General features: G+C 61.9%; 21 protein-coding genes. 13 read left to right on the forward strand and 8 right to left on the reverse strand.

Features of this window, described 5'->3' with window-relative positions; all coding sequences use genetic code 11:
- Positions 1 to 20: 20 nt before the first annotated feature.
- Together U2H20_RS01410 and U2H20_RS01415 are read right to left on the reverse strand one after the other, a co-directional pair.
- On the reverse strand, positions 21 to 1,340 hold the full coding sequence (locus U2H20_RS01410) for an LLM class flavin-dependent oxidoreductase (protein ID WP_430592740.1): 1,320 nt from the start codon (positions 1,338 to 1,340) through the stop codon (positions 21 to 23).
- Entirely contained in the window at positions 1,337 to 2,722 is a 1,386-nt protein-coding gene (locus U2H20_RS01415) for an O-acetylhomoserine aminocarboxypropyltransferase/cysteine synthase family protein (RefSeq protein WP_430592741.1), read from the reverse strand. Before U2H20_RS01415 ends, U2H20_RS01410 begins: the two co-directional genes overlap by 4 nt.
- Positions 2,723 to 2,992: 270 nt before the next feature.
- Here U2H20_RS01415 and U2H20_RS01420 point away from each other — a divergent pair, with 270 nt between their 5' ends.
- Genes U2H20_RS01420 through U2H20_RS01435 form a run of 4 tightly spaced genes read left to right on the forward strand, consistent with a single transcriptional unit; the run spans position 2,993 to position 6,277 of the window.
- Complete coding sequence (locus U2H20_RS01420; protein WP_430592742.1) at positions 2,993 to 3,817, forward strand: ABC transporter ATP-binding protein; 825 nt, start codon at positions 2,993 to 2,995, stop codon at positions 3,815 to 3,817.
- The gene (locus U2H20_RS01425; protein ID WP_430592743.1) at positions 3,814 to 4,548 is read left to right on the forward strand and encodes an ABC transporter permease; all 735 of its coding nucleotides are present in this window, start codon (positions 3,814 to 3,816) and stop codon (positions 4,546 to 4,548) included. Before U2H20_RS01420 ends, U2H20_RS01425 begins: the two co-directional genes overlap by 4 nt.
- Complete coding sequence (locus tag U2H20_RS01430; protein ID WP_430592744.1) at positions 4,545 to 5,336, forward strand: ABC transporter permease; 792 nt, start codon at positions 4,545 to 4,547, stop codon at positions 5,334 to 5,336. The genes U2H20_RS01425 and U2H20_RS01430 overlap by 4 nt, the downstream gene beginning before the upstream one ends.
- Positions 5,333 to 6,277 carry an ABC transporter substrate-binding protein gene (locus tag U2H20_RS01435; protein ID WP_430592745.1) on the forward strand — a complete coding sequence of 315 codons (945 nt, stop codon included), beginning with the start codon at positions 5,333 to 5,335 and terminating at the stop codon, positions 6,275 to 6,277. Before U2H20_RS01430 ends, U2H20_RS01435 begins: the two co-directional genes overlap by 4 nt.
- Before the next feature lie 91 nt (positions 6,278 to 6,368).
- On the opposite strand, the gene U2H20_RS01440 is transcribed toward U2H20_RS01435, so the two are convergent.
- Entirely contained in the window at positions 6,369 to 8,426 is a 2,058-nt protein-coding gene (locus U2H20_RS01440) for a M3 family metallopeptidase (protein WP_430592746.1), read from the reverse strand.
- Positions 8,427 to 8,515: 89 nt separating this feature from the next.
- Here U2H20_RS01440 and U2H20_RS01445 point away from each other — a divergent pair, with 89 nt between their 5' ends.
- A complete protein-coding gene (locus U2H20_RS01445; RefSeq protein WP_430592747.1) occupies positions 8,516 to 9,151 on the forward strand; it encodes an ArsR/SmtB family transcription factor in 636 nt (211 codons plus the stop codon).
- Between the two features lie 239 nt (positions 9,152 to 9,390).
- Here U2H20_RS01445 and U2H20_RS01450 read toward each other — a convergent pair whose 3' ends face one another.
- Positions 9,391 to 9,624 (reverse strand): hypothetical protein, encoded by a 234-nt coding sequence (locus U2H20_RS01450; protein WP_430592748.1) that lies wholly within the window; start codon positions 9,622 to 9,624, stop codon positions 9,391 to 9,393.
- Between the two features lie 3 nt (positions 9,625 to 9,627).
- A complete protein-coding gene (gene valS, locus U2H20_RS01455) occupies positions 9,628 to 12,198 on the reverse strand; it encodes a valine--tRNA ligase (RefSeq protein WP_430592749.1) in 2,571 nt (856 codons plus the stop codon).
- Between the two features lie 535 nt (positions 12,199 to 12,733).
- On the opposite strand from valS, the gene U2H20_RS01460 reads away from it, so the two are divergent.
- Positions 12,734 to 13,279 (forward strand): hypothetical protein, encoded by a 546-nt coding sequence (locus tag U2H20_RS01460; RefSeq protein ID WP_430592750.1) that lies wholly within the window; start codon positions 12,734 to 12,736, stop codon positions 13,277 to 13,279.
- 153 nt (positions 13,280 to 13,432) lie between these two features.
- On the opposite strand, the gene U2H20_RS01465 is transcribed toward U2H20_RS01460, so the two are convergent.
- Together U2H20_RS01465 and U2H20_RS01470 are read right to left on the reverse strand one after the other, a co-directional pair.
- Positions 13,433 to 14,305, reverse strand: coding sequence for a hypothetical protein (locus U2H20_RS01465; RefSeq protein ID WP_430592751.1), 873 nt, complete (start codon positions 14,303 to 14,305; stop codon positions 13,433 to 13,435).
- Between the two features lie 69 nt (positions 14,306 to 14,374).
- The gene (locus U2H20_RS01470) at positions 14,375 to 14,971 is read right to left on the reverse strand and encodes an IMPACT family protein (RefSeq protein WP_430593562.1); all 597 of its coding nucleotides are present in this window, start codon (positions 14,969 to 14,971) and stop codon (positions 14,375 to 14,377) included.
- Positions 14,972 to 15,099: 128 nt separating this feature from the next.
- On the opposite strand from U2H20_RS01470, the gene U2H20_RS01475 reads away from it, so the two are divergent.
- From U2H20_RS01475 to U2H20_RS01485, 3 genes are all read left to right on the forward strand, one after another.
- Positions 15,100 to 15,699 (forward strand): helix-turn-helix domain-containing protein, encoded by a 600-nt coding sequence (locus U2H20_RS01475; RefSeq protein WP_430592752.1) that lies wholly within the window; start codon positions 15,100 to 15,102, stop codon positions 15,697 to 15,699.
- A 71-nt stretch (positions 15,700 to 15,770) separates the two neighbouring features.
- Positions 15,771 to 16,607 (forward strand): hypothetical protein, encoded by an 837-nt coding sequence (locus U2H20_RS01480; protein ID WP_430592753.1) that lies wholly within the window; start codon positions 15,771 to 15,773, stop codon positions 16,605 to 16,607.
- 137 nt (positions 16,608 to 16,744) lie between these two features.
- Positions 16,745 to 17,554 carry a hypothetical protein gene (locus U2H20_RS01485; RefSeq protein WP_430592754.1) on the forward strand — a complete coding sequence of 270 codons (810 nt, stop codon included), beginning with the start codon at positions 16,745 to 16,747 and terminating at the stop codon, positions 17,552 to 17,554.
- On the opposite strand, the gene U2H20_RS01490 is transcribed toward U2H20_RS01485, so the two are convergent.
- A complete protein-coding gene (locus tag U2H20_RS01490; RefSeq protein ID WP_430592755.1) occupies positions 17,551 to 18,411 on the reverse strand; it encodes an aminotransferase class IV in 861 nt (286 codons plus the stop codon). The two genes, U2H20_RS01485 and U2H20_RS01490, sit on opposite strands and share 4 nt — an antisense overlap.
- Positions 18,412 to 18,509: 98 nt before the next feature.
- On the opposite strand from U2H20_RS01490, the gene U2H20_RS01495 reads away from it, so the two are divergent.
- From U2H20_RS01495 to ileS, 4 genes are all read left to right on the forward strand, one after another.
- The gene (locus tag U2H20_RS01495) at positions 18,510 to 19,748 is read left to right on the forward strand and encodes a sensor histidine kinase (protein WP_430592756.1); all 1,239 of its coding nucleotides are present in this window, start codon (positions 18,510 to 18,512) and stop codon (positions 19,746 to 19,748) included.
- Positions 19,736 to 20,413: a LuxR C-terminal-related transcriptional regulator gene (locus U2H20_RS01500; RefSeq protein WP_430592757.1), complete on the forward strand. Its 678-nt coding sequence runs from the start codon at positions 19,736 to 19,738 to the stop codon at positions 20,411 to 20,413. Before U2H20_RS01495 ends, U2H20_RS01500 begins: the two co-directional genes overlap by 13 nt.
- Positions 20,410 to 21,222, forward strand: a complete 813-nt coding sequence (locus U2H20_RS01505) for a DUF4097 family beta strand repeat-containing protein (protein WP_430592758.1) — start codon at positions 20,410 to 20,412, stop codon at positions 21,220 to 21,222. Before U2H20_RS01500 ends, U2H20_RS01505 begins: the two co-directional genes overlap by 4 nt.
- A 284-nt stretch (positions 21,223 to 21,506) precedes the next feature.
- Positions 21,507 to 24,752, forward strand: a complete 3,246-nt coding sequence (gene ileS / locus U2H20_RS01510) for an isoleucine--tRNA ligase (RefSeq protein ID WP_430592759.1) — start codon at positions 21,507 to 21,509, stop codon at positions 24,750 to 24,752.
- Positions 24,753 to 24,780: the final 28 nt, after the last annotated feature.

Here is a 24,780-nt window from a genome sequence, read left to right on the forward strand (position 1 = left end):
CGACTTCGCTTGAACGATCCTCAGAACGACGCGAGATTTTCTCTCAGCGTGCCGCCCGAGTATTCGGTTCTCAAGATGCCTTTGCGACGGAGAATCGGCACGAGCTCGTTCAGCATCGTGTGCACTGTGACCGGGTGAAAGTCGCCCGAGAAGATCAGGCCGTCGTTCTCAGCTTCGCTGCCGAGTTCATCGATGAAGTCTGCGATCTCTTCGGCGGTGCCGACGGTGCCTTCCCTCGTGGAGATCCGCCCGAGTCGAGCCTTCGCGGTGAGCAGTTCCCTGAGTGTCGCATCTTCGAAGCGCTCATACCGACCGAGCAGTCCTTTGATGCTTCCTTGCGACACGTGTTCGCCGAAAATCGAGGGGGAGAGCGGGCGGTCGAGATCGTGGGCGAGCAGATTCGTTTCGAGATCACTCGATTGTCCGACCGCGATACGGAGCAGCGTCTCGTCACTCGGTGAAGCAGCAGCTGCCACCAGTCGATCTGCTTCTTCAGCGCTGCTCACGATGGTCGGTTTGAAGACGAAGAGTGTCAGAATCTCGTCCGCGCTTCGCCCCGCATGCTGTGCGGCGACGCGGACGCTGCGTCTGTAGTCGCGCAGCTTCTCGGGCTGGAGCGGCGCGAGCGCGAGTTGAACCTGCGAATGACGGCCTGCAAAGTCGATGCCGCGTGGTGATCCTCCGGGAGAGACGACGATCGGCTCATCGTGCGCAAAGGGCAGAGCATTCAGCGGTCCATCGAAGCGAAAGTGTTTGCCACGGTGGTGCACCGTCCTGAGTTTGCTGCCGTCCGCGAACTCCCGAGTCACGGGATTCTGGATCAGCGCGCCGTCGTCCCAGGAGCGCCACAGCTCTTGAATTCCGCCGAGCCACTCGGCTGCGCGCTCATACGCGACGTCATGCGGCACGGGAGGAACGCCGAAGTGGCGACTGCTTCCGACATCAGTGACAACGTTCATTCCGAACCGGCCTCCGCTCAGGTGTTGGAGCGTCGCGAACTGTCGTGCGGCTTGATAGGGCGCATAGGCGAGCGGATTGACTGTCGGCACGACACCGATGTGCTCAGTCGCTGCGAACAAGTACGGAGCGAGCAGGAAGGGATCATGCTTCGGGCCGCCATACGCCTCGCGAATCCGGAGGTCGAGAGTGTCGGGGTTTCCAAGAGAGAGCGCGTCCTCGATGATGACGAGGTCGAATCCGGCGGCTTCGAGCGTGCGAATCGACTGCTGATACAACTCCGGGCGAGTCCACGGCAGGTTCCATTCATAGGCGGGTGTGCCCCAGCCCTGTGGGCCGAACCCCCGTGAGAGAAACCACCCGAAGTGCTGCAGCCGGCTCATGCGGCAACACTCTCGCTGTGTGCAGCGCGCGGATGAGTGTCTTGGCGGGCAAGGGTGAACGCGCGCTGCAAATCGTTCTGGAGATCTGCGACGGATTCGAGGCCGATGGACACCCGCAGCAGACCGTCGGTGATTCCGGCGACGGCACGCTCGTCCGCGGATCGCAGAGCGTGCGTGGTTGTCGCAGGATGGATGACGAGGGAGCGCGTGTCGCCAAGATGCGTCATACGAGTGAACACCTGCAGAGCATCGAACACGGCGCGCGCCGTTTCCCTGCCGCCGCGGAGGGTGAACGAGAACACCGAGCCGCCACCCTGAGGGAGGTAGTGCGTTACGCGCACGTGCGATTCCTCGTCGGGAAGACCTGCGTACTCCACCGATTCGACTTCCGGCTGCTGCGCGAGCCACGAGGCGAGCGCGAGCGCGTTCTCGGTCTGCCGCTCAACTCGAATGCTCAGCGTCTCGAGACCCTGCTCGAGAAGGAATGCGTGAAACGGAGAGACAACGGGTCCGAGTCGTGCCGCGATCACGTCGCGAGCGTATTGCAGGTAGGCATGCGGTCCGAAGCGATCGACGAAGCTCGTTCCACTCTTCCCGTCCTTGGCCTGATGCAGGTGCGTGAACGTGTGCGGGCTACCCGCCCAGGCAAATCTCCCCGAATCGACGATGACTCCTGCAAGGGCTGAACCGTGACCGGCGAGGAATTTGCTCGCCGAGTGGATCACGATGTCGGCACCGTGTTCGATCGGGCGGAGCAGGTATGGGGTTGCGAGCGTGTTGTCGATGAGCAGGGGAGCACCGGCATCATGCGCGATGGCTGCAACAGCCGCGATGTCGAGTACCTCATTGCGCGGATTCGCAATGGACTCCGCGAAGAAGGCGCGCGTGTTCGGCCGCACTGCTTCGCGCCAGGCATTGAGGTCGTTGCTCTGCGCAACGAATGACGTGGTGATGCCGAGATTCGCCAGGTTTTCAGACAGGAGATTCCTCGAGCCCTCGTAGATGTTCGCTGCAGCGACGACGTGGTCGCCCGCTCGAAGGAGTCCGAAGAGTGCGACGCTGACCGCTGCTTGGCCGCTGGCGACCACCAGGGCGTCGATGCCGCCCTCGAGCGCCGCGAGTCGGCTTTCGACCGCTGCGGTCGTCGGATTGCCGATTCGCGTGTAGACGGGGCCGGAGTTGGTACCGGTGAAGCGGTCGTGGGCGTCCTCGAAGTCATTGAATTCGAAGCCTGCGGTCAAGTAGATCGGCGTGCGTCGCGCCCCAGCGATATCGGGAAACGCGGCACCCGCATGGAGCTGCCGGGTTTCGAAGGCGAGGTCGGGTGCAGAAAGTATGGGGTCAGCGTCACTGATCTGCGGGAATTGGCTCGCGGTGCTCATGGTGACGGTTCCTTTCTGGCTCAGGGAGGTCTGTGCGGTTTCCGGATGTTGCGGCAACGTTGCCAGAGGCTCAGTCCGTGTGGACAAGTGTTACCTCGCTTTACATCGCGCCCGTCGCGCCGGAACGTCTCAAATGTGTACCTCTATGACAGATTGTGTCCCCTGAAAGGGCTTTTGTCGGGGGATGCGTTTAGGGTAATAACGTTCGCTTGTTCCGTTGCGGGACCGTGCTTTACTTTTCGCAACACCTGGCCCCTTGGGGAGCACACGATGATCACGTTCGAAAATGTCAGCAAGCGGTTTCCAGACGGCAGCCTCGCGGTCCACGATTTCTCCCTGACGATCCCTTCGCGAACCGCGACGGTCTTCGTCGGATCCTCAGGCTGCGGAAAGACGACGCTCCTCCGTATGGTCAACCGAATGGTCGATGCGACTTCAGGAACGGTGAAGATCGACGGCGATGACGTGCAGTCCCTCGCGCCGGTTGAATTGCGCCGGAGCATCGGCTATGTCATGCAGAGCGGCGGACTGCTCCCGCATCGCACCGTGATCGACAATGTCGGCACGGTGCTTCGCCTTTCCGGGAAGAGTCGTGCAGAAGAACGCAAACGCTCTGCCGAGTTGCTCGACCTCGTCGGCCTCGACCAAAAGCTCGCGAAGCGGTATCCACTGCAGCTCTCGGGCGGACAGCAGCAGCGCGTCGGCGTCGCCCGCGCGCTCGCAGCGGACCCGAACATCTTGCTCATGGACGAGCCGTTCGGTGCCGTCGACCCGCTCGTGCGGCAGGAACTGCAGAGCGAGCTGCTCCGGCTTCAGGAGACCATCGCGAAGACGATCGTGTTCGTCACGCACGATATCGACGAAGCGCTGCTGCTTGGCGACCAGGTCGTCATCCTCGGAGGTCAAGGACAGATCCAGCAGGTCGACAGCCCTGAGAACATCGTCGCCAATCCCGCCAATGAATTCGTCGAGCGATTCATCGGCTCGGACCGTGGCGGCCGCGCGCTCACGGTCAAAACGATCAACGGACGAGAAGTCATCGTCACCGAACGCGGGATGCCGCTCGGTGTGCTCGATTCCAGGTGCGAACCATGAACTGGGTCGTCGAGAACTGGAACACGATCTGGTCGCTGACGCTCGCCCACGCTGCGCTCAGCTTTCCACCGATCCTGCTCGGGCTGCTGATCGCGATCCCGCTCGGCGCGATCGCTTTTCGCTTTCGCTGGTCGCGCGGCACGATTCTGACCGTGAGCGGACTCCTGTACGCGATTCCTTCGCTCCCGCTGTTCGTCGTCCTGCCGACGCTGATCGGCACCCTCATCCTTGACCCGGCCAACGTCATCATCGCTTTGACCTTGTACGCGGTCGCCCTGCTCGTTCGAACGGTGCACGATGGCCTGCAGTCCGTGTCGCCGCAGGTTCTCGACGCAGCCTCGGCCGTCGGATACTCACGAATGCAGCGATTCTTCCGGGTCGAGCTGCCGCTCGCGGGACCACTGATCGTTGCGGGACTTCGAGTCGTCTCAGCCAGCACCATCAGTCTCGTGAGCGTCGGCTCGCTGATCGGCGTCGCAAGCCTCGGAAATTTCTTCCTCAGTGGTTACAATCGGCAGTTCGCCACCGAGATCCTGGTCGGCATCGTGATGACCGTCGTGATCGCGGTCGTGTTCGATCGGCTCATCGTGATTGTTGGCCGGTTGCTGTTGCCCTGGAACCGTGGGACGACCAAGCGGCGACGGACACGACGTGATGACGATACTGACACGCAGCCTGACGCTCGTTCGGTCGCAGCACCGGCGAGCCCGCAGAAAGAGGTGGTCGCATGAACAACATCGTCGACGCATTCCTCTGGATCTTCGCGAGCGAGCACTGGGCAGGCCCGGACGGTATTCCAACTCGCGTCGGTGAGCACCTCTGGCTGACGTTCCTGACCGTCATCATCGCTGCCGTGATCGCGATTCCGCTCGGGCTCCTCATCGGGCACACCGGAAAGGGCCGAGATATCGCAGTCGCCGTAACCGGATCACTGCGCGCCCTGCCGACTCTGGGGCTCTTGACGCTGCTGGCACTCGTGGCGATCGCGTTCGGCTTCTCCAGCACGAATCTCGCCGCGGGTATAACCGCGCTCGTCGTGCTTGCCGTGCCACCAATCCTTGCTGGCGCCTACGGAGGGGTCGAGGCGATCGATCGCAACGTGGTCGATGCCGCGAAAGCCATGGGGATGTCGCCCTGGCAAGTGTTGTTCCGGGTCGAATTGCCCCTTGCCCTGCCACTGCTGATCGCCGGTATCCGCTCGGCGATCCTGCAGACGATCGCGACAGCGACCGTCGCCGCCTACCTCGTCGCAGGCCCTGGACTCGGGCGATACGTGCTCGATGCTCTGCCCCTGCGCGACTATCCGAAGATGCTTGCGGGGTCGATCATCATCGTGTTGCTCGCGCTCATCCTCGAAGGAATCTTCACGCTCATCCAGCGAGCAGTTGTTCCTGCAGGCCTTCGGCCGCAACGCCGTCGCAAGAAGAACGAACCATTGGAGTCTGCGGATGACGCACACTCCTCAAAGCCAGTACTGTCTGACAATCCCTCCGCACCATCTCGAAAGGTAACAACATGAGTTCCAAGAAGACGCTCGCGCTGGTGGCACTCGCCGCCAGTGCAGGGCTCGTGCTTGCTGGTTGCAGCAACTCGGACCCGACCGCTGACCCCGACGCCAGCAGCCCAGCGGCAAGTGGCGACAGCTCGGCGATCATCGTCGGCTCAGCAGGGTTCGCCGAATCCGAAATCATCGGCGAAATCTACGCCGGCGCACTCGAAGCCAACGGCATTACGGTCGAGCGCCGCTTCCAGATCGGCGCGCGCGATATCTATCTCGGTGCGCTCGAAGACGGTTCGGTCGACCTGCTCCCTGACTACAGCGGAAACCTGCTGCAGTTCTACGATGCAGAAACGACTGCGGTCACACCTGAGGAAATCATCGAAGCGCTCCCGGCAGCCCTGCCAGAGGGCTTTGAAGTGCTCGACGCGGCAGAAGCCGAGAACAAGGACTCCTACAACGTCACTCGCGAGTTCAGCGAGGAGAACGGCGTCACGAGCCTTGCGGACCTGGCCGACCTCGGCATCCCGCTCGTGGTCGGTGGAAACCCGGAGCTCGCTGAGCGTCCGTACGGACCCCAGGGGCTCACGGAGGTCTACGGTGTCGACGCGAGCCTCGTCTCGTTCGTGCCGATCAGCGATGGCGGCGGCGCGCAGACGACCTCTGCGCTGCTCGACGGCACAGTGACGCTCGCGGACATCTACTCGACGACGCCTTCGATCGCTGAGAACGATTTCGTCACGCTCGAGGACCCGGAGAACCTGATCCTCGCGCAGAACGTGATCCCGATCATCAACTCCGACAAGGCGACCGACGAAGTGGTCTCGATCCTCAATGAGGTCTCGGCTGCACTCACGACGGAAGACCTGATCGAGCTGAACACGCTGAACCAAGGTGCCGACAAGGTCGCGCCCGCCAAGGTCGCAGCAGACTGGTTGGCCGAGAACGGCTTCACGAGCTAAGCCCCGCCCTGTATGAAAGAAGCCCCGCACGCGAGTGCGGGGCTTCTTCTTGCAGTCGTTGAGGATTACGACTGGTGCGGATTGCGGTCGTTTAGGAGGCTTCCGGCTCGCCAGCAAGTCCGCGACGCTGCAGCAGTGGTTCGATGACCGCGTCGCGGCCACGGAAGTCACGGTATGCCTCGAGCGGATCCTTCGAGCCACCCACGCCAAGCAGGGTCGCACGGAAGTGGTCGCCGTTCTCCCGCTTTGATCCGCCGTGCTCCTTGAACCATTCGACGGTGTCGGCATCGAGCACTTCGCTCCAGATGTAGGAGTAGTATCCGGCGTCGTATCCGCCGGCGAAGATGTGCGCGAAGTACGTCGTGGAGTACCGGGTCGGGACTTCTGGAATGAGCAGTCCGACGGCATCGAGCGCCGCACGCTCGAACTCCTTGACGTCCGTGACGGCTTCGCCGTGTTTGATCGAGTGCCACGCCTGGTCGAGCAGTGCAGCAGCAAGATACTCGCTCGTGTCGTGACCCTGGTTGAAGGTTTCACTCGCTTGCAACCGCTCGATGACGTCCGCCGGAATCGGCTCGCCCGTTTCGTAGTGCACGGCATAGTGCTCGACGATGCCTGGCCACAGCATCCACATCTCGTTGACCTGGCTCGGGAACTCGACGAAGTCGCGGAAGACGTTCGTTCCGGAGAACTCGGGGTAGGTGACGCGAGCGAAGAGGCCATGCAGGGCGTGTCCGAACTCGTGGAAGAGGGTGTTGACCTCATCGAAGGTGAGCAACGTGGGCGTTCCTGCGGGAGGCTTCGGCACGTTGAGGTTGTTCACGACAACGACGGGCGTGTGGAGGAGGTGCGACTGCGAGATGAGCGGGTTCATCCATGCGCCGCCGCGCTTGGAGTCTCGCGTGTAGAGGTCGAGCACATACAGTCCGACGGGGGAGCCGTCAGCATTCGTGACCTCGAACACACGGGCATCGGGGTGGTACGCGACGAGGTCGGTGCGCTCCTTGAAGGTGACGCCGTAGACGACCGTCGCTGCCCGGAACACGCCATCCTGGAGTACGCGCTCGGCCTCGAAGTACGGGCGCAGTGCTGCCGTGTCGACGTCGTACTGCGCGGTTCGAAGTTTCTCGGTGTAGAAATCCCAGTCCCATGCTGCGAGCTCGAAGTCTTCGCCCGCTGCCTGCACCATTTCCTGGAGGCGATCGCGCTCAGCTCGTGCATTCGCGGCAGCAGCCGGTGCCAACTTGTCGAGCATCGCGCGCACTGCGGCAGGGGTCTTCGCGGTCTCATCGGCGGTGACTGCTGCAGCGTGTGATTCGAATCCGAGGATCGAGGCGCGTTCGGCACGGATCTTCGTCAGTTCGAGCACGATCGCGCTGTTGTCGTGTGCGTTGCCACGGCTCGCGCGTGAGAGTGAAGCTTCGAGAATACGCTTGCGCACCGCCCGGTTGGTCAGTGATGCGAGCCACGGGTGACCGCTGAACAGCGGAAGCGTGACGAGGAATTTGTTCTCGAGCCCGCGGTCTGCAGCTGCCTGCTTTGCGGCTTGGATTTCGCCATCGCTCAGTCCGTCGAGCTCGGCGACATCGTCGATGACGACTGCGAGATCGTTCGTGTCTTTAACGAGGTTCTGATCGAACTGCGTGGTGAGCGTTGCGATCCGCTGATTGAGTTCCTTCAATCGGGCGGTCTTCTCGGCATCGAGTCCAGCACCGGCGACCGTCATGGATTGGAACGTGCGCTCGACGAGGTAGCGCTGTTCTGGTGACCACTGAGCGGCATCGTCGAGGCGTGCGTGCAGGACTCGGACGCGCTCGTACAGGGCTTCGTTGAGTGTGATCGCATCACTGTGGGCCGCGTACTTCGGAGCGATGACCTCTTCGAGCGCATCGATCTCGTCGGTCGTGTCTGCGCTCGATCGGTTCCAGAAGACCGTTGCCACACGAGAGAGGGTCTGACCGCTCTCTTGCAAGGGGACCAGGGTGTTCTCGAAGGTCGGCGCTTCGTCGTTCGACGTGATCGCTTCGATCTCCGCGAGCTGCTCCGCGAACCCACGCTCGAAGGCGGGTTCGTAGTGCGCAAACGTGATCTGTTCGAAAGGAGGAAGTTGGAAGTCGAGGGTGCTCGGCTCATAAAACGGATTGCTCATAAACCCACCTTATGTTGCCTTCCGCCGAGAGGATGAAGTTGCGCTCTCGGCGTTGCAAAGATCTCTTTGCAAAGGTATCTTTGGAAGCGATGACTGACAGTGGTGCCGTCGTCCCGAACGGGCACCCTGCTTCCGCATCTCCCGCTCGCGTCGACCTTGAATCCTTGAAAGCACTCGCACACCCGCTGCGAGTGCGAATTTTGCACACCCTCACCGCGCTCGGTCCGCAGACTGCTTCTGGGCTGGCTGCATTACTGCAGGAGTCGAGCGGCGCAACCAGTTACCACCTGCGACAACTCGAATCCAAAGGCTTCGTGAGCGAAGCGGTGAGCCTCGGGACGGGGCGCGAACGCTGGTGGGAGCGAACGGCCGGCGAACTCGAGGTCTGGTCTGAAGAACTCGATCAACTCCCCGGTGGTCGCGAATCAAGCGCCGTGGTGCTCGAGGCGTGGAGTCAGAGCACGGCGTCGCTCGCCGCGGCATTCGTGGCGGGGAGTGACAGCGCCTTCGGCGAGCCCTGGACCGATGCAGCGAAGATCGCGAGTTACAACGGCGAACTCACCGTCGATGAGCTTCAGCGGCTGACTCGAGACGTCGATGCGCTCATTCGTTCGCGGTTGCACAACACGACGCCTCGCGAAGGAAGCAAGACCATTCACGTCCAGTTCACGGCCTTCCCACCAATCGGCCAACAGCGCCTTGACACTCGCGAGGTCGAGCAATGAAACCTCGGATCTTCTTCCCCCACAAATTTCAACACGACAATCACACACACGCTCAGGAGCGCACCATGGCAAAGAACGACACCCACGTCCCGATGACCCGACCGATCATGATCGTGAGCGACACGATCGCGAACGCAGCACTGGCAAGCCGCGCGCTTCGCTAAGCGACGCTCGTCGAAGAAAAGAAAAAAGGCCCCGATCGGGGCCTTTTTTCGTGCGATTTTGCTTTGTTCTGCTCGCTAATCGTCTTCTCGAGTGATGAGCACTTCGCCATCCCGCTCCGTGATCAACGTGCCATCGTCGAGGACGACCTGCGGGCGTGATTCGAGCCAGGTGAGCGTCCAGTACCAGTCGCCAGTCTCTGCGCCGAGTTCGACGAGCGTGCGTTCTTCGGCCGCGATACTCGCTCGGACCCCAGCACTCAGCGAGCCCGGCGCCGCTTCGCCGACTTTCCAGCGCGTGCCGATCTGCATCGCTTAGGACCCTTCCTGCTCGGACTGTTCGAGTTCAATGGAGGTCACCGCGAATGCTTCTCCCGCAGTGATTTCGAGCGTGGCGATGCGACCGACCGCGGCGAGGTCCGCGCGACCGGCGAGCACCTGCTCGAACGATTCCTGCGGAACCTCGATCACGCAGCGTGTCACCGGGGTCTTCTGGCTTGCTTTCGCGTCGGTCTTCGCACGTCGGATGCCGATCAGAGCTTCACCGACCGCAGCGAGTACGCCGGGCGCTTCGCCTGCTGGGAGCTCGCTCTCGAGCGGCCACTGCGCAGTGTGGATGCTCTCCTCGTGAGTCCAGGACCAGACTTCTTCCGTTGCAAAGGGAAGGAACGGCGCAAGCAGCCGCAACTGCACGTCGAGCGCGGTGCGCAAGGCCGTGATCGCGGAGATGCGATCTGCCTCGTCGCCGCTGTAGGCACGCTCCTTCACGAGTTCGAGGTAGTCGTCGCAGAACGTCCAGAAGAACTGCTCGGTGAGTTCGAGCGCCTTCGCGTGATCGAAGCGCTCCATTGCAGCACTGGCACCGCTGACCACAGCGCGCAGTCGCTGCAGCATGTCGAGATCGATCGCCTCGGTGATCTCGCCGGGCTCGCCCTCCATTTGCAGGACGAACTTCGCTGCATTCAAGACCTTCATCGCCAGGCGGCGACCGATCTTCATCTGCTTCGGATTCTGCGGGTCGAGCGCCGCATCCATCCCGAGCTTCGAAGACGCTGCCCAATACCGGACGCCGTCGGAGCCGTGTGCTTCGAGCAGTCCGATCGGTGTGACGACGTTGCCCTTCGACTTCGACATCTTCTTGCGGTCGGGATCAAGGATCCAGCCCGAGATCGCAGCGTGCTTCCACGGCGCGATGCCGTCTTCGTAGTTCGCGCGGACGGTCGTCGAGAACAGCCAGGTTCGAATGATGTCCTGGCCCTGCGGGCGAACATCGAAGGGGTAGACGAGGTTCCAGAGCTCATCATCGGTTCCCCACCCGCCTGCAAGCTGTGGGGTGAGCGAGGAAGTCGCCCACGTGTCCATGACATCGACCTCGCCGGTGAATCCACCCGGAACGCCGCGTTGTTCGCTTGTATACCCGGCTGGGACATCCGAGGTGGGGTCGAGGGGGAGCTGGTCGGCGCTCGGAGTGAGCACCTGGTCGAAGTCCGGGTTCCCGTCGTTGTCGAGCGCGTACCAGACCGGGATCGGCACGCCGAAGAATCGCTGCCTCGAAATCAGCCAGTCGCCGTTCAGTCCATTCACCCAGTTGTCGTAGCGATTGCGCATGTGCTCCGGGTGCCACGTGATGTCGTTGCCGAGCTGTACCAGCGTCTCGCGGAGGGCCTCGTCGCGACCACCGTTGCGGATGTACCACTGACGGGTCGAGACGACTTCGAGCGGTCGATCACCCTTTTCGAAGAACTTCACCGGGTGCGTGATGGCTCGCGGTGCGCCGTCGATCTCGCCCGTTGCTTCGAGGAGTTCGACGATCGCCTTCTTCGCGCTGAACACCGTTTTCCCGGCGAGTTCGGCAAAGGCCTGCTTGCCAGCGTCGCTCGTGATCGCTTCTGGCGCTTCCCTGATGATCCTGCCGTCGAAGCCCATGATCGCGCGGTTGGGCAGGTCGAGCTCACGCCACCAGATGACGTCGGTCGTGTCACCGAACGTGCAGATCATTGCGACACCGGTGCCCTTGTCAGGCTGCGCAAGGCGGTGCTGCACGAACGGCACCTCCACGCCGAAGACAGGCGTCGTGACCGTCTTTCCAACGAGGTGCGCGTACCGCTCATCGTCGGGGTGGGCGACGATCGCAACGCAGGCCGCGAGCAGTTCCGGACGGGTCGTGTCGATCTTGATGTCGCCCTGCGGACCATGGAACAGGAGCGTGTGGTACGCGCCCGGCTGCTCCCGGTCTTCGAGTTCAGCCTGGGCGACTGCGGTGCGGAAGGTGACATCCCAGAGCGTTGGAGCATCTGCCTGGTACGCCTCGCCGCGCTCGAGATTACGAAGGAACGCGCGCTGCGAGAGTGCCCGCGCGTCGTCGCTGATGGTGCGGTACGACTGCTTCCAATCGACGGAGAGGCCGAGCATTCGCCAAACGTGCTCGAACTGTTTTTCGTCTTCTTCAGTCAGGCGCTCGCAGAGCGCGACGAAGTTCGGCCGACTGATCGGAACCTGGTCGGCTGCTTTGCTGCCCTTGTTGTCGCCGCCCTCGAACGGCGGCACGAAGTCCGGGTCGTAGGGGAGTGTCGGGTCGACGCGGACACCATAGTAGTTCTGCACTCGGCGTTCGGTCGGGAGTCCGTTATCGTCCCAGCCCATCGGGTAGAAGACGCGCTTGCCCTGCATTCGCTGGTAGCGCGCGATGACGTCGGTGTGGGTGTAGCTGAAGACGTGTCCGATGTGGAGCGAGCCGGACGCGGTCGGAGGCGGAGTGTCAATCGAGAAGACTGTGGAACGATCCGCGCCGTCGCGACGGAAACGGTTGACCTCGTTGGATTCCCACAGCTGGTCCCATTTTGCTTCGAGCCCCTCGAGTGCTGGGCGTTCGGGCATGGTGTTCATCGCGTCTCCGTGTTCTATACGCGGCACCGTGTCAGCACGCGAGATGCGTGGTGCCTGATTGTGATGCATCGAGTCTAGCGAGCAAGGCGCTCACGATTGCGTTACGAGATGGAGAACACGGTGAGTCTCTGGCGCTTCCTTGTTAGCGTCTGGCTGTGGAGATGCTGTGTCTCGGCCGCAGGCTGGTGGAGGCGCGGATTCCGCCGAACATCCATCGCTTGTGATCCGAACCGCGATCGCTCCTCACACTCGCTCGCTGGTGATTCAGTCGCTTCGAGATTTTTCAAGAAAGGTCATGATGATCCGAGATCAGATACATGCTCGCAAGACGGTATTTCGCACAGCGATTGCGTTCGCAACAGCGCTGGGTGTGCTCGCTACTGCCACCGCTTGTGCTTCGAGCGAGCCTGAAGCGACCACAGCTCCGAGTGCCTCTGCATCAAGCAGTCCTCCATCAACACCCAGTGAAAGCGAGATCACACCGAGCCCGACAGAGGAGCCGACTGCATCGAACCCCGCAGCACCTTCCTCGAGTGTGTTCGATGTCGTTGTCACGACGCTGGCCGGCACCACGTTCGAGACCGAGGCGGGTAACGGCGCGATTCTCGATTCGACGTCCTTGCAGATTCCTGCAGACGGTCCATGCGGAATGCTCTTCGATCAGGCGGGTGCGATGTTCGGCGAAACAGCGCACCTCAGCGTGAATGACCCGACCGTTGGAGCGCTCAGCGTCGGCTCACTGGTGCAAACGCCGGCAGCGGAGGATGCCTCGCGCGTCGTCGAACTCTTCGCAAGTCTGCAAGCGGTCTGCGCGAATGAACTGCCCGTGCAGCAGGATGTCGATGAGCAGACGAGTACGGTGTTCCCGGAGCAGTCGCCTCCCGCGCTCGGGAGTTCTGCGAGTTTCTGGTTCTACTACGCGAACGGCGGGAATCACCCCTTGCTGACTTCCGTCACGAGTTGCGAAGAGTATGTGCTCTGGATTCCCCAAGATGACATGGTCGCAGGAAACGCTGATCAGTTGAGCGTCCAGTGGATGAATGCCCAGCTCGAAGCGCTCGGATGTCCGGCCGCGATATAGACGCGGTTCGGCACCTCGGACCACCGATCGCCCCGACTCACTGAAAAGCCGGATTCCTCGAGGCGAGGAATCCGGCTTTTGTTCATTCGCAGTCGAGAATGGATTGGCGCAGTGTCTGCGAGGTCTCATCCAGCCGCGTCATGCGATCTGGCCTTACTCCGCTTCTCGAAAGTAGTTCGTTTCTGGCAGTGGGCAACCAAGAGAGGCCAACTGTGCCTGCGCCCAGTTTCCGGGGAATTGCCACATGTCGATATCGGAGCCGACTGGAAGATGCAGCACGAGTTCTTCGCACGCTACGTAGGTCATGGTTTGCATGTGGGAGCCCGCTTCAACCCAGAACACTCCATACGTCGAACCGAAGTCGAACTGCGAGATCGATCTCTCCGGGCCGTAGAACATCGTGTAGGTCGCCCCTGCAGGCTGCTCGCTGTACGGGTGTTCTGCGCTGCAGGTGCCCTGGACCTGGTCGATGAGCTCGAGGAAACGAGCCGCAGCTGCCGGGCTCTCGGTTCGAGACATGACTCCCGCGCCCCGTGAGAACTGTTGGTCGCTGGAGAGTTCACTCATTCGAACTGATTCTCCGAGCAGGCCTGCTGCCTCGTCGAGCAGGCGTCCACATTGGCCTGTCGCTGGAATGTCGAGGACCGCCGAGGTATGTGCCGGTGGGTCCACCGTCTCGAAAACGAGCTCGCCCTGAGGAAAATTCTGGCTCGGATGCTGCGGCACGACGTCGATGAACAACATCTGCAACTTCATGTCCTCGAACTTCGCTGCGCTCGCCGCGGGCTCGGTTGGAGCGGTCGTCTCGGGCAGAGGTGCTGAAGGTGTGGCGCTGGGCTCGGGAGTGCTCGGGTTCTCGGTGCTCGGGGAGGGCGAGGTAGTTGACGATGCTTCGCTTGGAGCCGTCGATGACAGCCCGCTGGAGTCGCCAGGCGTTTGAGGTGCGCTCGCGCAACCGGAGAGCGACGCAAGCGCGATCACTCCAACTGCGGTCCAGAGTGAACGTGTTTGCTTTGAAAAGGCCATGAGCAAACCCTACAAAATTGAACGCCAGTGATTGCAGATCGACATGGGGACGTTATCGATTCGGAAGCTTCAAGAATCGGTAAAGACCAGGGGCTCTCCAAGCTCAGGGTGTAACGATGCATTGGCAAAAATTGCGAGCACTTCGTCGAGCTGAGTTCGAGCAACGGCAACGCTCAGCTGCACGACTTCGGAGTACTGCAACGACGGAGCGAGCCCGGCAAGGCGAAGCACATGCTCAAATTTTGGCGCTTGCTCGAATGACAGGGCGACCGAGACGCGGACCCCTTCGCGCCGTTGAATCGTGCGCCCAGCGCTGAGCGCTTGCTTCGCGGCCGCGCTGTAGGCACGCGCCAATCCGCCAGTACCAAGTTTGACCCCGCCGAAGTATCGAGTCACGAGCACGCAGACGTCGCTGACTCCAGCCGAGGTGATGGCTCCAAGGATTGGCATTCCGGCCGTACCACTTGGTTCTCCGTCATCGCTCGAACGTGAGTATTCGCCGTTGAGCCCTACTCGAGCCGCACTGCACACATGGTGAGCAGCAGGATGCTCGCGTCGCTCAAATGCAACGAGCGGGGCGAGTTCCGACAGAGCAGTGATCGGAACGACCTGTGCGAGAAAGCGGCTTTTCGAAACCTCGAACTCTGCACTCGCATGAGGATGCATCGTTGGGAGTATCACCGAATCATCGTACGGGCCTCCGGTTGCTCGGCTCAGTGGTCAGTGGTCAGTAAATGGTGGCGGCACGGATATTCGGCCATGCTTGAGATTGCTTTCGCCTGAAAGGACTCCGGATGATGTCAGACCGAACTCGCGGCTCCGCTCAGCGCGACGCTGCTTCGATTGGGCGTCCGAAAGCCGCCTCGCCAGAAATGCTCGCTGAGGCCGCGTTCGAGCTCTTTCTCGAGCGGGGATACGACAAGACCACGGTCGGCGACATCACTCTCCGTGCAGGAGTTGCACGCTCCACGTTCTTCATGAACTTCAGCGCGAAGGCCGACATCCTGTGGAGTGAACTCGATCCGCTGCTCCAGCGGATTCAGTTTGTGAATGGAAACGATGAAGCTTCGGTCGTTGCCGCATTTGTCGAAGCAGTGGCACCGCTCGAGAACCGAGTGCCCCGGGTGCTTCGCGATCGAGATGCGATGGGTGTCAGCATGGCTCTTGCCGAGACAGCGATTACCCGACTCCAACCGATCGTCCAATCCACGGCCCACTCGCTCGGGCAGACCACTCGGTACCGGAACGATGCTTCCGCGAGCCGAACTCGCGCGGTGGCGATCGTCAGTGTGAGCGCCTCAGCACTCCTGTCCTGGAGCGAGCTCTCGAGCAATCGTGAGACTGCTGCGGTCGTCGTTGCCCGAGCGCTGCAGGCACTCAGCGTCGCTCCCTGAGCTCCGTCACGATCGCGTTACGCTCATGCGGGAAGCGCCTAGGGCAGAGGGCAAACTCATAGGCTCATTCCATGACCCCGCCACGTGTGCAACTCCGATCTCTCCTCGCGCTCGCAACCGTGGCGCTCCTTCTGAGTGCATGTGCTTCGTCGGAGCCAAGCGCGAGTTCCCAGGCCACATCGTCACCGTCTCTGGGGACGAGCACTCCTGCGACGAGCGCGCCCGCTGGAAATAATCCGGAGAGCGAGTCGTCTCCGTCGACGAGTGCTCCAGCGTCTTCCACCGAAGCCGAACCAGAGACGAACGGCGCTGCGACGAACCGATACGACGGCCAAGCGCTCGCTGATCTCATCCACGTCGACACGATTGGCGAGTGGCCGGATGAGTTCACGATCGAGTTCGAGGACTATACCTATGACCAATTTCCCGGCAACGACGTATTGCCCTGGATCACCTCGGTCACGCAGGGCAGCGGAGGGGAGTGCGAGCGGCTGATGAACGAGATTCTTGCGCTCGACGTGGTCGAGACACAATTTGCTGGACCCTACAGTCGTGGTGAGTTCTACCCACTCTGGGCACTCGCTCGAATGGAGTCGCCTGAAGCCGCAGACGCTGTGATCGTGTTAATAGAAAGCGCGACCGATGCCTGCATCGCGGAGTACCCCATTGAGCAGCATCTTGGAGAACCGGAGCACGACGCGCCCTTCTTGTTCACGACGCTCGAGAACGATGATTTTCGCGGAGCTTCGGGGTATCGGCACGGGAGCAACATTGATGCGCTTGCGTTCACATTGTTCACTGCTTGCGATGAGCTCATTGTTTGGGCTGCAGCGCCCGACATCCGGGTCATGCGCGCGACGCCGGCGATCTGGGAGGCACAGCTCGCGCAAATCGGGTGTACGCCCTAATTTCGCGGCATATCCACGTCGTCAATGAGGGAGAGCTCGGGCGGTTTTCGTGACGAGCATGGACGCCCTCATCACGATTCAACGTCGATGCCGTTTTCTCCGCATTTCAGGGTACAAGACTCTCATAGCATCACCATATGAACTCCACTTCGAAGACGCTTCGCATCGTTCTGCTCTCCACCGTGGTCGCCCTCCTCGCCGCCGGGTGCACGCCCGGCGATACTGAGGCGGCAGAGAGCACTGCGTCTCCGACGTCGAGTGCGTCAACGCCTGCAACGACGACACCTGCGCCTTCGCCTTCGATCACACCTGAGCCTTCGGTCGAACCCGAGCCGAGCGCGACGGTCTCGAACAATGTCTTCGATGATCAGGCTCTCAACGATCTCTTATATTTCGGCACGGGCAACGAGTGGCCCGATGACGTGTACACGACAGTCACCGATGGCCAGTCGAGCGATCGGCTTCCTGGAGTTCCCTTTTACGAATGGGCGCTCGAACCAACTTCGGGTGGCATGGGCACTTGTAACTCGGAGTTGCAGGCTCTCGTCAACACACCGGTGATTGAGGCGATGACTGCGGGGCCGGAGAACACGGAAGACTATCTCGGTCTGTGGGGGCTTGCGCGCATGGAGTCACCCGAAGCGGCGCAGGCAGTTGTCGAAAATGCGTCGAGTGTTGGCGCAGCATGCGTCGCGGAATACCCGTGGGACGGGATGGACGCACCGATGCCCGTGCTGTTCATGCCACTGAGTGCCGCGGGCTCCTTCGACGAGTTCGTTGGCGCCGAAGGCTTCATGATCGGCGTGGACTCAAACCACGCTGCCTACACAATGTATGCAGCGTGTGGAGAGATTGTGGTCTGGGCGGGAGCTCCTGACTCATTGGCTCTGCACCCGACGTCGGAAATCTGGCAGACGCAGCTCGCCCAGCTCGGCTGCTCCGTCTAAGCGAGCGGCGGAGCCGGAACCCGCAGCACACGAAAGAGCGCATCGTGCAGCGGCGACTTCGGCATTGCAACGCCGTCGATCGAGAGGATCGCGGCAGCGAGTCTGCCTGAGGAGAGCAGCCAACCACCGCGGGCCTCCCGCAGGGCATCGCGGTCGAGATCGCGCAGTGCGACCTCGAGCCCTTCGCTCTCGGCATCGTCGATCAACTGACGGAGTGTGACCGATTCGAGGATTCCCTCTTGCTTCGGGCTGACCAGAACCCCGTCCAGATCAAGCAGGAGCGTCGAAGTCGGCCCCTCCAAGAGCGATCCGGCGGGGGAGACGAACAGGGCGTCATCGGCGCCCTGCGCTTGGGCGTAGCGCTTGGCTGCCATGTTGATCCCGTACGAGAGGCTCTTGGCGCCAGGCAGCAGCCAGGGCAGATCGTGGACGCCGGAGCCTTCGTGTCCGCGGTCGAGCGTGATGACGGTCACTCCGGACTCACGCTCTGCTATCGCCGAGGTCGCGAGTGCGCTGGCAATCACGTAGCTGCTCGGCGCTCCGCCGCCCTCTTGGCCGCGGGTGTGGATCATCCGAACGATGATCTCGGCGGCCGCATCCCAATCCCACGCTGCAACGAGCGCGTCCACGGCTCGCCGGAATCCCTCGAGGTCTGGCCTCGGGAGATGCAGGATCGATGCCGAGCGCTCGAGGCGCGTCAGATGATGGTCGAGATCACGAATTCCCTCTCGGCTCGCGAGAGTCGCATCGAACACACCGTCACCGCGCACAACACCGAGGTCATCGGCTCGAAGGAGCGGCGTCGAGATGTCGTGGAGAGAGCCGTCGAGGAGAGCCAGCAGTGGCGGAACCGTCATACCGCCACGCTACCCCCGGCAATCATTCTGGAAAACCCCCATGGTTTGGGTGGTTGTCTGCACTGTATTGCGCGTCGTCGCCGCGTACCGTAAATCTTGTGAAACCGACCATTGCGCAAAATTTTGCGACTCTTGCCCATCTCGCCGTCCTCGGCCTCATTGCTCCCGTGCTCTTCGTGAGTCTGCCCGTGCTGTTTACCACGGGCGTCGCGACGGCGATCGTCTTCGGTGTGGGGCTGCTGCTCCTGGCCCTGGTCGCCGTGTTGATTCCAGCGATCGCATGGGCCGAGCGCGCTCGCGTCCGAGGGCTTTACGGGTTCGAAATTGCACAGCTCCCGATGAGAACGAGCGATCGGCGGGATTGGCTCCGGATTCCGCACACGCTCGTGATGCAGTTTGCGAACAGCCGCAACTGGCGGGCGCTGGCGAACTTCGCCATCGCCGGATTCTTCGGAATCGTCGTTCTCGAAGCACTCCGACGCTTCGTCGGCGGAGGCATCGGGCTCTCTCTTGGAGTGCTCGCGTCGGGCAACTCGGTATCGGCGCCTCTCGGGTTCGACATCCTGATGGAGCCCTGGGTGCTCGCAATTCTCGGAATTCTCGCGGCGCTCGCAGCGCTCGTCGGGATCTGGTTCCTTGGCATCGCACACTTTGCGATCAGCCGAATGCTGCTCGTGCAGTCGGAGCGCCAGCGCCTCCAGGAGGAAGTCCGCCGCGTCACGCAGCGGCGTGAAGACGCGGCCGGCAGTGCGCAACTCGAGCGCACTCGACTCGAACGCGATCTCCACGACGGTGTGCAGCCGAGACTGGTCGCCGTCGGGATGGCGCTCGGGATGGCGAAGCAGAAAATCGATGCTGATCCAGCCGCCGCCTCGAAGCTCATCGATGAGGCCCACGCCTCCACGAAGGAAGCGGTCACAGAACTTCGCCAAATTGCCCGTGGCATTCACCCCGCGGTTCTCGATGATCGTGGACTCGACGCGGCACTCTCTGCGCTCGTTGCACGATCGCACGCTCCCGTAGAACTCGACGTCCAGTGGAATCGCTCAGGATCTCGGGAAGCCGAGCAGGCGCTGTACTTCGTCGTCGCAGAAGCCTTGACGAACATCGCGAAGCACTCGAATGCACGACAGTGCAGCGTCACGATCCGTGAGCGCAGCGGCAATCGATTGTGGGCACGAATTGAAGATGATGGCGCGGGCGGTGCTCGAATGGTCCCAGGTGGCGGGCTCGACGGAATCGCGAAGCGTGTCAGCTCTGCTGGCGGGGAGTTCTCCTTGACGAGCCCGACGGGCGGACCGACCACAATCGAGGTGAGCCTGCCATGCGCGTCGTAATCTGCGAAGATTCCGTGCTCCTGCGCGAAGGACTCGTCAGGCTGCTCGTCGATGCCGGACACGAAATCGTTGCAGCGCTGCCCGACACCACCGGATTGGTCGACGCGATCGCAGGGGCGGAGATCGACCTCGCCGTGCTCGATGTCCGGCTCCCTCCCACCTTCACGGATGAGGGGATTCGAGCCGCGCTCGACCTCCGTGCTCGATTCGCGTCGCTCAACGTGCTCGTGCTCTCGCAGTACGTCGAAGAGCGGTACGCGAGTGACCTGATCTCGGAGCGCCGTGGTGGTATCGGGTACCTCTTGAAGGACCGGGTCGTCGATGTCGCCGAATTCTTGGAGAGCCTCGCGACGGTCGGTTCGGGTGGAACAGTGCTCGACCCGGAGGTCGTTGCGCAATTGCTTGCAAGAAAACGACGAGACACGAGGCTCTCGGTGCTGAGTGAACGAGAGAGCACCGTGCTCGGTCTTATGGCAGAAGGAAAATCCAATGCCGCGATTGCCGAAACGTTGCACGTCTCCGCGGGGAGCGTCGAGAAGCACATCTCGAGCCTCTTCCAGAAATTGAACCTCGAACAAGACCAATCAGGGAACCGCCGGGTGCTCGCAGTCCTGGCTCACCTCAATGCCGATACGAACCTTCGACCAGAAACGAGAAGCTCATGACCGTCAACAACATCGCACAGGAAGCGCCGAGCAAAGGCTTCTCGCGCACACTGATCGTCGTGGGGGCCGTGGTCGCGGTCGTCGCACTCGGCGCCGGCGCTTCGGCGAGTTTCTGGAGTTCACAGCGGGGGAGCGCGAGCCTCGACGCCGACATGACCGGTGTCACGGCAATCGAGCTGGACTCGTCCGGGGCGAACATCGATGTCGAATTCGCTGATGTCGAAGTGGCGACACTGAACGTCGTCAACGAAGGATCGCCAGGTTACGAGTGGAAGCTCACCACCGAGAATGGCGTGCTCCGCGTTGCGCAGGATGAGCCGTGGTTCAGTTGGAGTTTCCAAAGCAAGCTCGACGACATCACGCTGCTGCTCCCCGAGGAGTTCCGCGATGCCGCGCTCGACCTCGAGATCAATCACGCCGGTGGCGCCGTGGAAATCGCGGGATCGTTCGGTGACATCACGGCGGTTCTCGATGGCGGAATGATCGACTTGGACGGGGCGGCCTCTGCCCTGAACCTCGAAGTCAACGGTGGCTTCGCCGAACTTGCCCTCGACGACCTCCGCACTGCAGAAATCGAGCTCTCCGGGGGACGAGTCGATGCCGAAATCTCGGGCGAGCAACCCCGGGACATCACAGCCTCGGTGACGGCCGGCACGCTCGATTTGATCGTTCCCCAGGGCTCCTACAACACGGTGTTGTCGCAGCTGGCGGGCTCCATCGACAACCAACTCGATGTCGATAGCAAATCGGAGTCGCGCATCCGCGTCGACCTCGTCGGTGGCAGTGCAACGCTCACCGCAGAAGACTGAGTCTGCACACCCTTCCGCCCGGCGCCTTCGGACTCGTGTCCGTCGGCACCGGGCGGTATAGTTTGTACACACGCATTGATCCGGCAATCACCGGGGAGCATTTGGAAGAAAGGCTTCGGCCGAGTAGATCCAAACGGGGCTGGCCCGTCATCGCCAAAGAATGAGCGGCGAAGGAAACTTCGCAAGCGGGGTGGTACCGCGCGGAAACGCGTCCTCGAATCTGAACACTGTTGACACAGCGCATGTGAATGACACAGCGGGTGTGAACGCGATCGAGGAGCACGGTGTACCCGAAACACGAACAGCATGGACAAGTTCCAGCGAGCCCTTCTTTCCCGAAGATCGAGGAAGCGATCCTCGAATACTGGAAGAACGACGACACCTTCCGCGCCTCGATCGCGAACCGAGAGGGCGCGCCCGAGTGGGTGTTCTATGACGGCCCACCTTTTGCAAACGGTCTGCCGCATTACGGTCACCTGCTCACAGGGTACGCGAAAGACGTCTTCCCTCGGTTCCAGACGATGCAGGGCAAGCAGGTGCACCGCCGCTTCGGTTGGGACACACACGGATTGCCCGCCGAACTCGAGGTCATGAAGCAGCTCGGTATCACCGAGAAGCACGAGATCGAAGAGATGGGCATCGACATCTTCAACCAGCGTGCTGAAGAATCCGTGCTCGAGTACACCCGTGAGTGGGAAGAGTACGTCACCCGCCAGGCGCGCTGGGTCGACTTCGAGAACGATTACAAGACGCTCGATATCACCTACATGGAGAGCGTCATCTGGGCGTTCGCCGAGCTGCACAAGAAGGGCCTCGCCTACGAGGGCTACCGGGTGCTGCCGTACTGCTGGCGCGACGAGACGCCGCTCTCGACCCACGAACTGCGCATGGACGACGACGTCTACCAGATGCGTCAGGACCAAACCCTCACGGTCACGCTCCCGCTCGTCGGAGAAAAAGCTGAAGCGCTCGGGCTGACCGGAGTCAAGGCGCTCGCCTGGACGACGACCCCGTGGACCCTCCCGACGAACCAGGCGCTCGCGGTTGGTCCGACGATCGAATACGCGATCGTTCCTTCCGGCGAGGCAGGTGCGGGTGACGGCTCAGCAGCGGGTGTTTCCGAGTACCTGCTCGCCAAAGACACCGTTGCTGCGTACGCGAAAGACCTCGGCTATGCAGACGGTGAGGCGGCGCTCGCAGCAGTCACTCGTACGGTTCTCGGTGCAGAGCTCGGAGGCGTGCACTACGAGCGGCTCTTCGATTTCTTCGCAGACGAGCTGGAGTACGGCACGCAGAACGCCTGGCAGATTCTCGTCGATGACTACGTGGCGACCGGCGAGGGAACCGGCATCGTGCACCAGGCGCCTGCCTACGGTGAAGATGACCAACGGGTGTGCGCTGCCGCTGGGATCCCCACAATTCTTTCCGTCGACGATGGCGGCCGATTCCTCTCCGTGGTCGAGCCGGTCGCAGGCATGCAGGTGTTCGATGCGAACAAGCCACTCTCACAGCTCCTGAAAGATCAGGGCCGTGTGCTGCGTCAAGCGAGCTACGAGCACTCGTACCCGCACTGCTGGCGCTGCCGCAACCCGCTGATCTACAAGGCGGTCTCCAGCTGGTTCGTTCGAGTCACCGAGATCAAGGACCGCTTGATCGGTGCCAACGCTGACATCAACTGGGTTCCCGAGAACGTGAAGCAGGGCCAGTTCGGCAAATGGCTTGAGGGTGCTCGCGACTGGTCGATCTCACGGAACCGCTACTGGGGAAGCCCGATCCCGGTATGGAAGAGCGACAACCCTGATTTCCCGCGGATCGATGTGTACGGTTCGCTCGATGAGATCGAGCGCGACTTCGGTGTGCGACCGGACAACCTGCACCGCCCGTTCATCGACGAGCTGGTGCGTCAGAATCCTGACGACCCGACTGGCAAGAGCATGATGCGTCGAATCCCAGACGTGCTCGACGTTTGGTTCGACTCCGGCTCGATGCCGTTCGCGCAGGTGCACTACCCGTTCGAGAACCAGGACTGGTTCGATACGCACAGTCCCGCCGACTACATCGTCGAATACATCGGTCAGACTCGTGGCTGGTTCTACGTCATGCACGTGCTCAGCGTCGCGCTGTTCGACCGGCCCGCCTACAAGAACGTGATCTGCCACGGCATCGTTCTCGGCGATGACGGGTTCAAGGCGTCCAAATCGCGACGAAACTATCCAGACGTCAACGAGTCGTTCGACTCGTATGGTGCAGACGCGGTGCGGTGGATGCTCATGGCTTCGCCAATCCTGCGTGGTGGCAATCTCGTGGTCACTGAGGAGGGCATCCGCGAAGCGCTTCGCCAGTTCCACCTGCCCTTGTGGTCGACGTACTCGTTCTTCACGCTGTACTCGAACCGCGCGCGCGACGGGCATCCGTACATCGCGAAACGAAGCACTTCGAGTGAGAACGTGCTCGACCGCTACATCCTGTCGAAGCTCGCGCTCTTGACCGAAGAAGTCGGCGACCGTTTCACGGCGCTCGACGCGACCGGTGCGAGCATTGCGCTGCGAGATTTCCTCGAGGTCTTGACCAACTGGTACGTCCGTCGTTCACGCGATCGTTTCTGGACCGGCGTTGCCGAGGACGGAACCGGCAGCGAAGCCTTCGACACCTTGTACACCGTGCTCGAAACGCTGTGCAGGCTTGCTGCACCGCTCGCACCCCTCGTGACCGAAGAGGTTTGGCGAGGTCTCACGGGCGAGCGTTCCGTGCACCTTGCGGACTGGCCGGAGGCGAGTGAGTTCACGGTCGATCTCGCACTCACCGCGCAGATGGACGTCATTCGTCAGATCGCGAGCGCCGGGAATGCGCTCCGGAAGTCCAGCAAGCGCCGCGTGCGTCTGCCACTCCAGCAACTGAGCGTCGTCGTGCCCGCGGGCATCTCGATCGACGCGTTCACGGAGGTCGTCCAAGACGAACTCAACGTGAAGGCAGTGCAGGTTGCAGAGCTCGGACCCGACAGCCTTGCGACCTACGGCATTTCGCGCAAGCTCTCCGTGAATGCGCGTGCCGCCGGCCCCCGCCTCGGGAAGGGCGTGCAGACGGTCATTCGCGCGGCGAAGGAAGGAGACTGGTCGGTCGACGGAGATGTCGTCGTGGCAGGCGGTGTGCAACTCGAGCCATCCGAGTACGAACTCATTCTCGATGCCGCCTCGACCGAGAGCGCCGTCGCCTTCTTGCCGGGTGGGGGATTCGTCGTGCTCGACACCGCGACCACGCCAGAGCTCGAAGCCGAGGGTCTTGCTCGTGACGTGATCCGTGCAGTGCAGCAGGCTCGCAAGGACGCCGACCTCGACGTGAGCGATCACATCAGCCTCGTGCTCTCGACCGATGTTGCCGGAATCGCGGCGATTTCGACGCACGAGCAACTCATCCAGGACGAGACGCTCGCAAGCCACCTCGTCGTGAAAGAACTGCAGGGCGAAGGCGTGACCTCGGTCGGCGAGAACTCTCCACTGACCATTGCGCTCCTGAAGGAGGAATCCGAATGACGCACGAGCAGGACGAGCCCCTCGACCA

It is taken from the genome of Humidisolicoccus flavus, assembly GCF_045689595.1.
GTDB classification, from domain to species: domain Bacteria; phylum Actinomycetota; class Actinomycetes; order Actinomycetales; family Microbacteriaceae; genus Humidisolicoccus; species Humidisolicoccus flavus.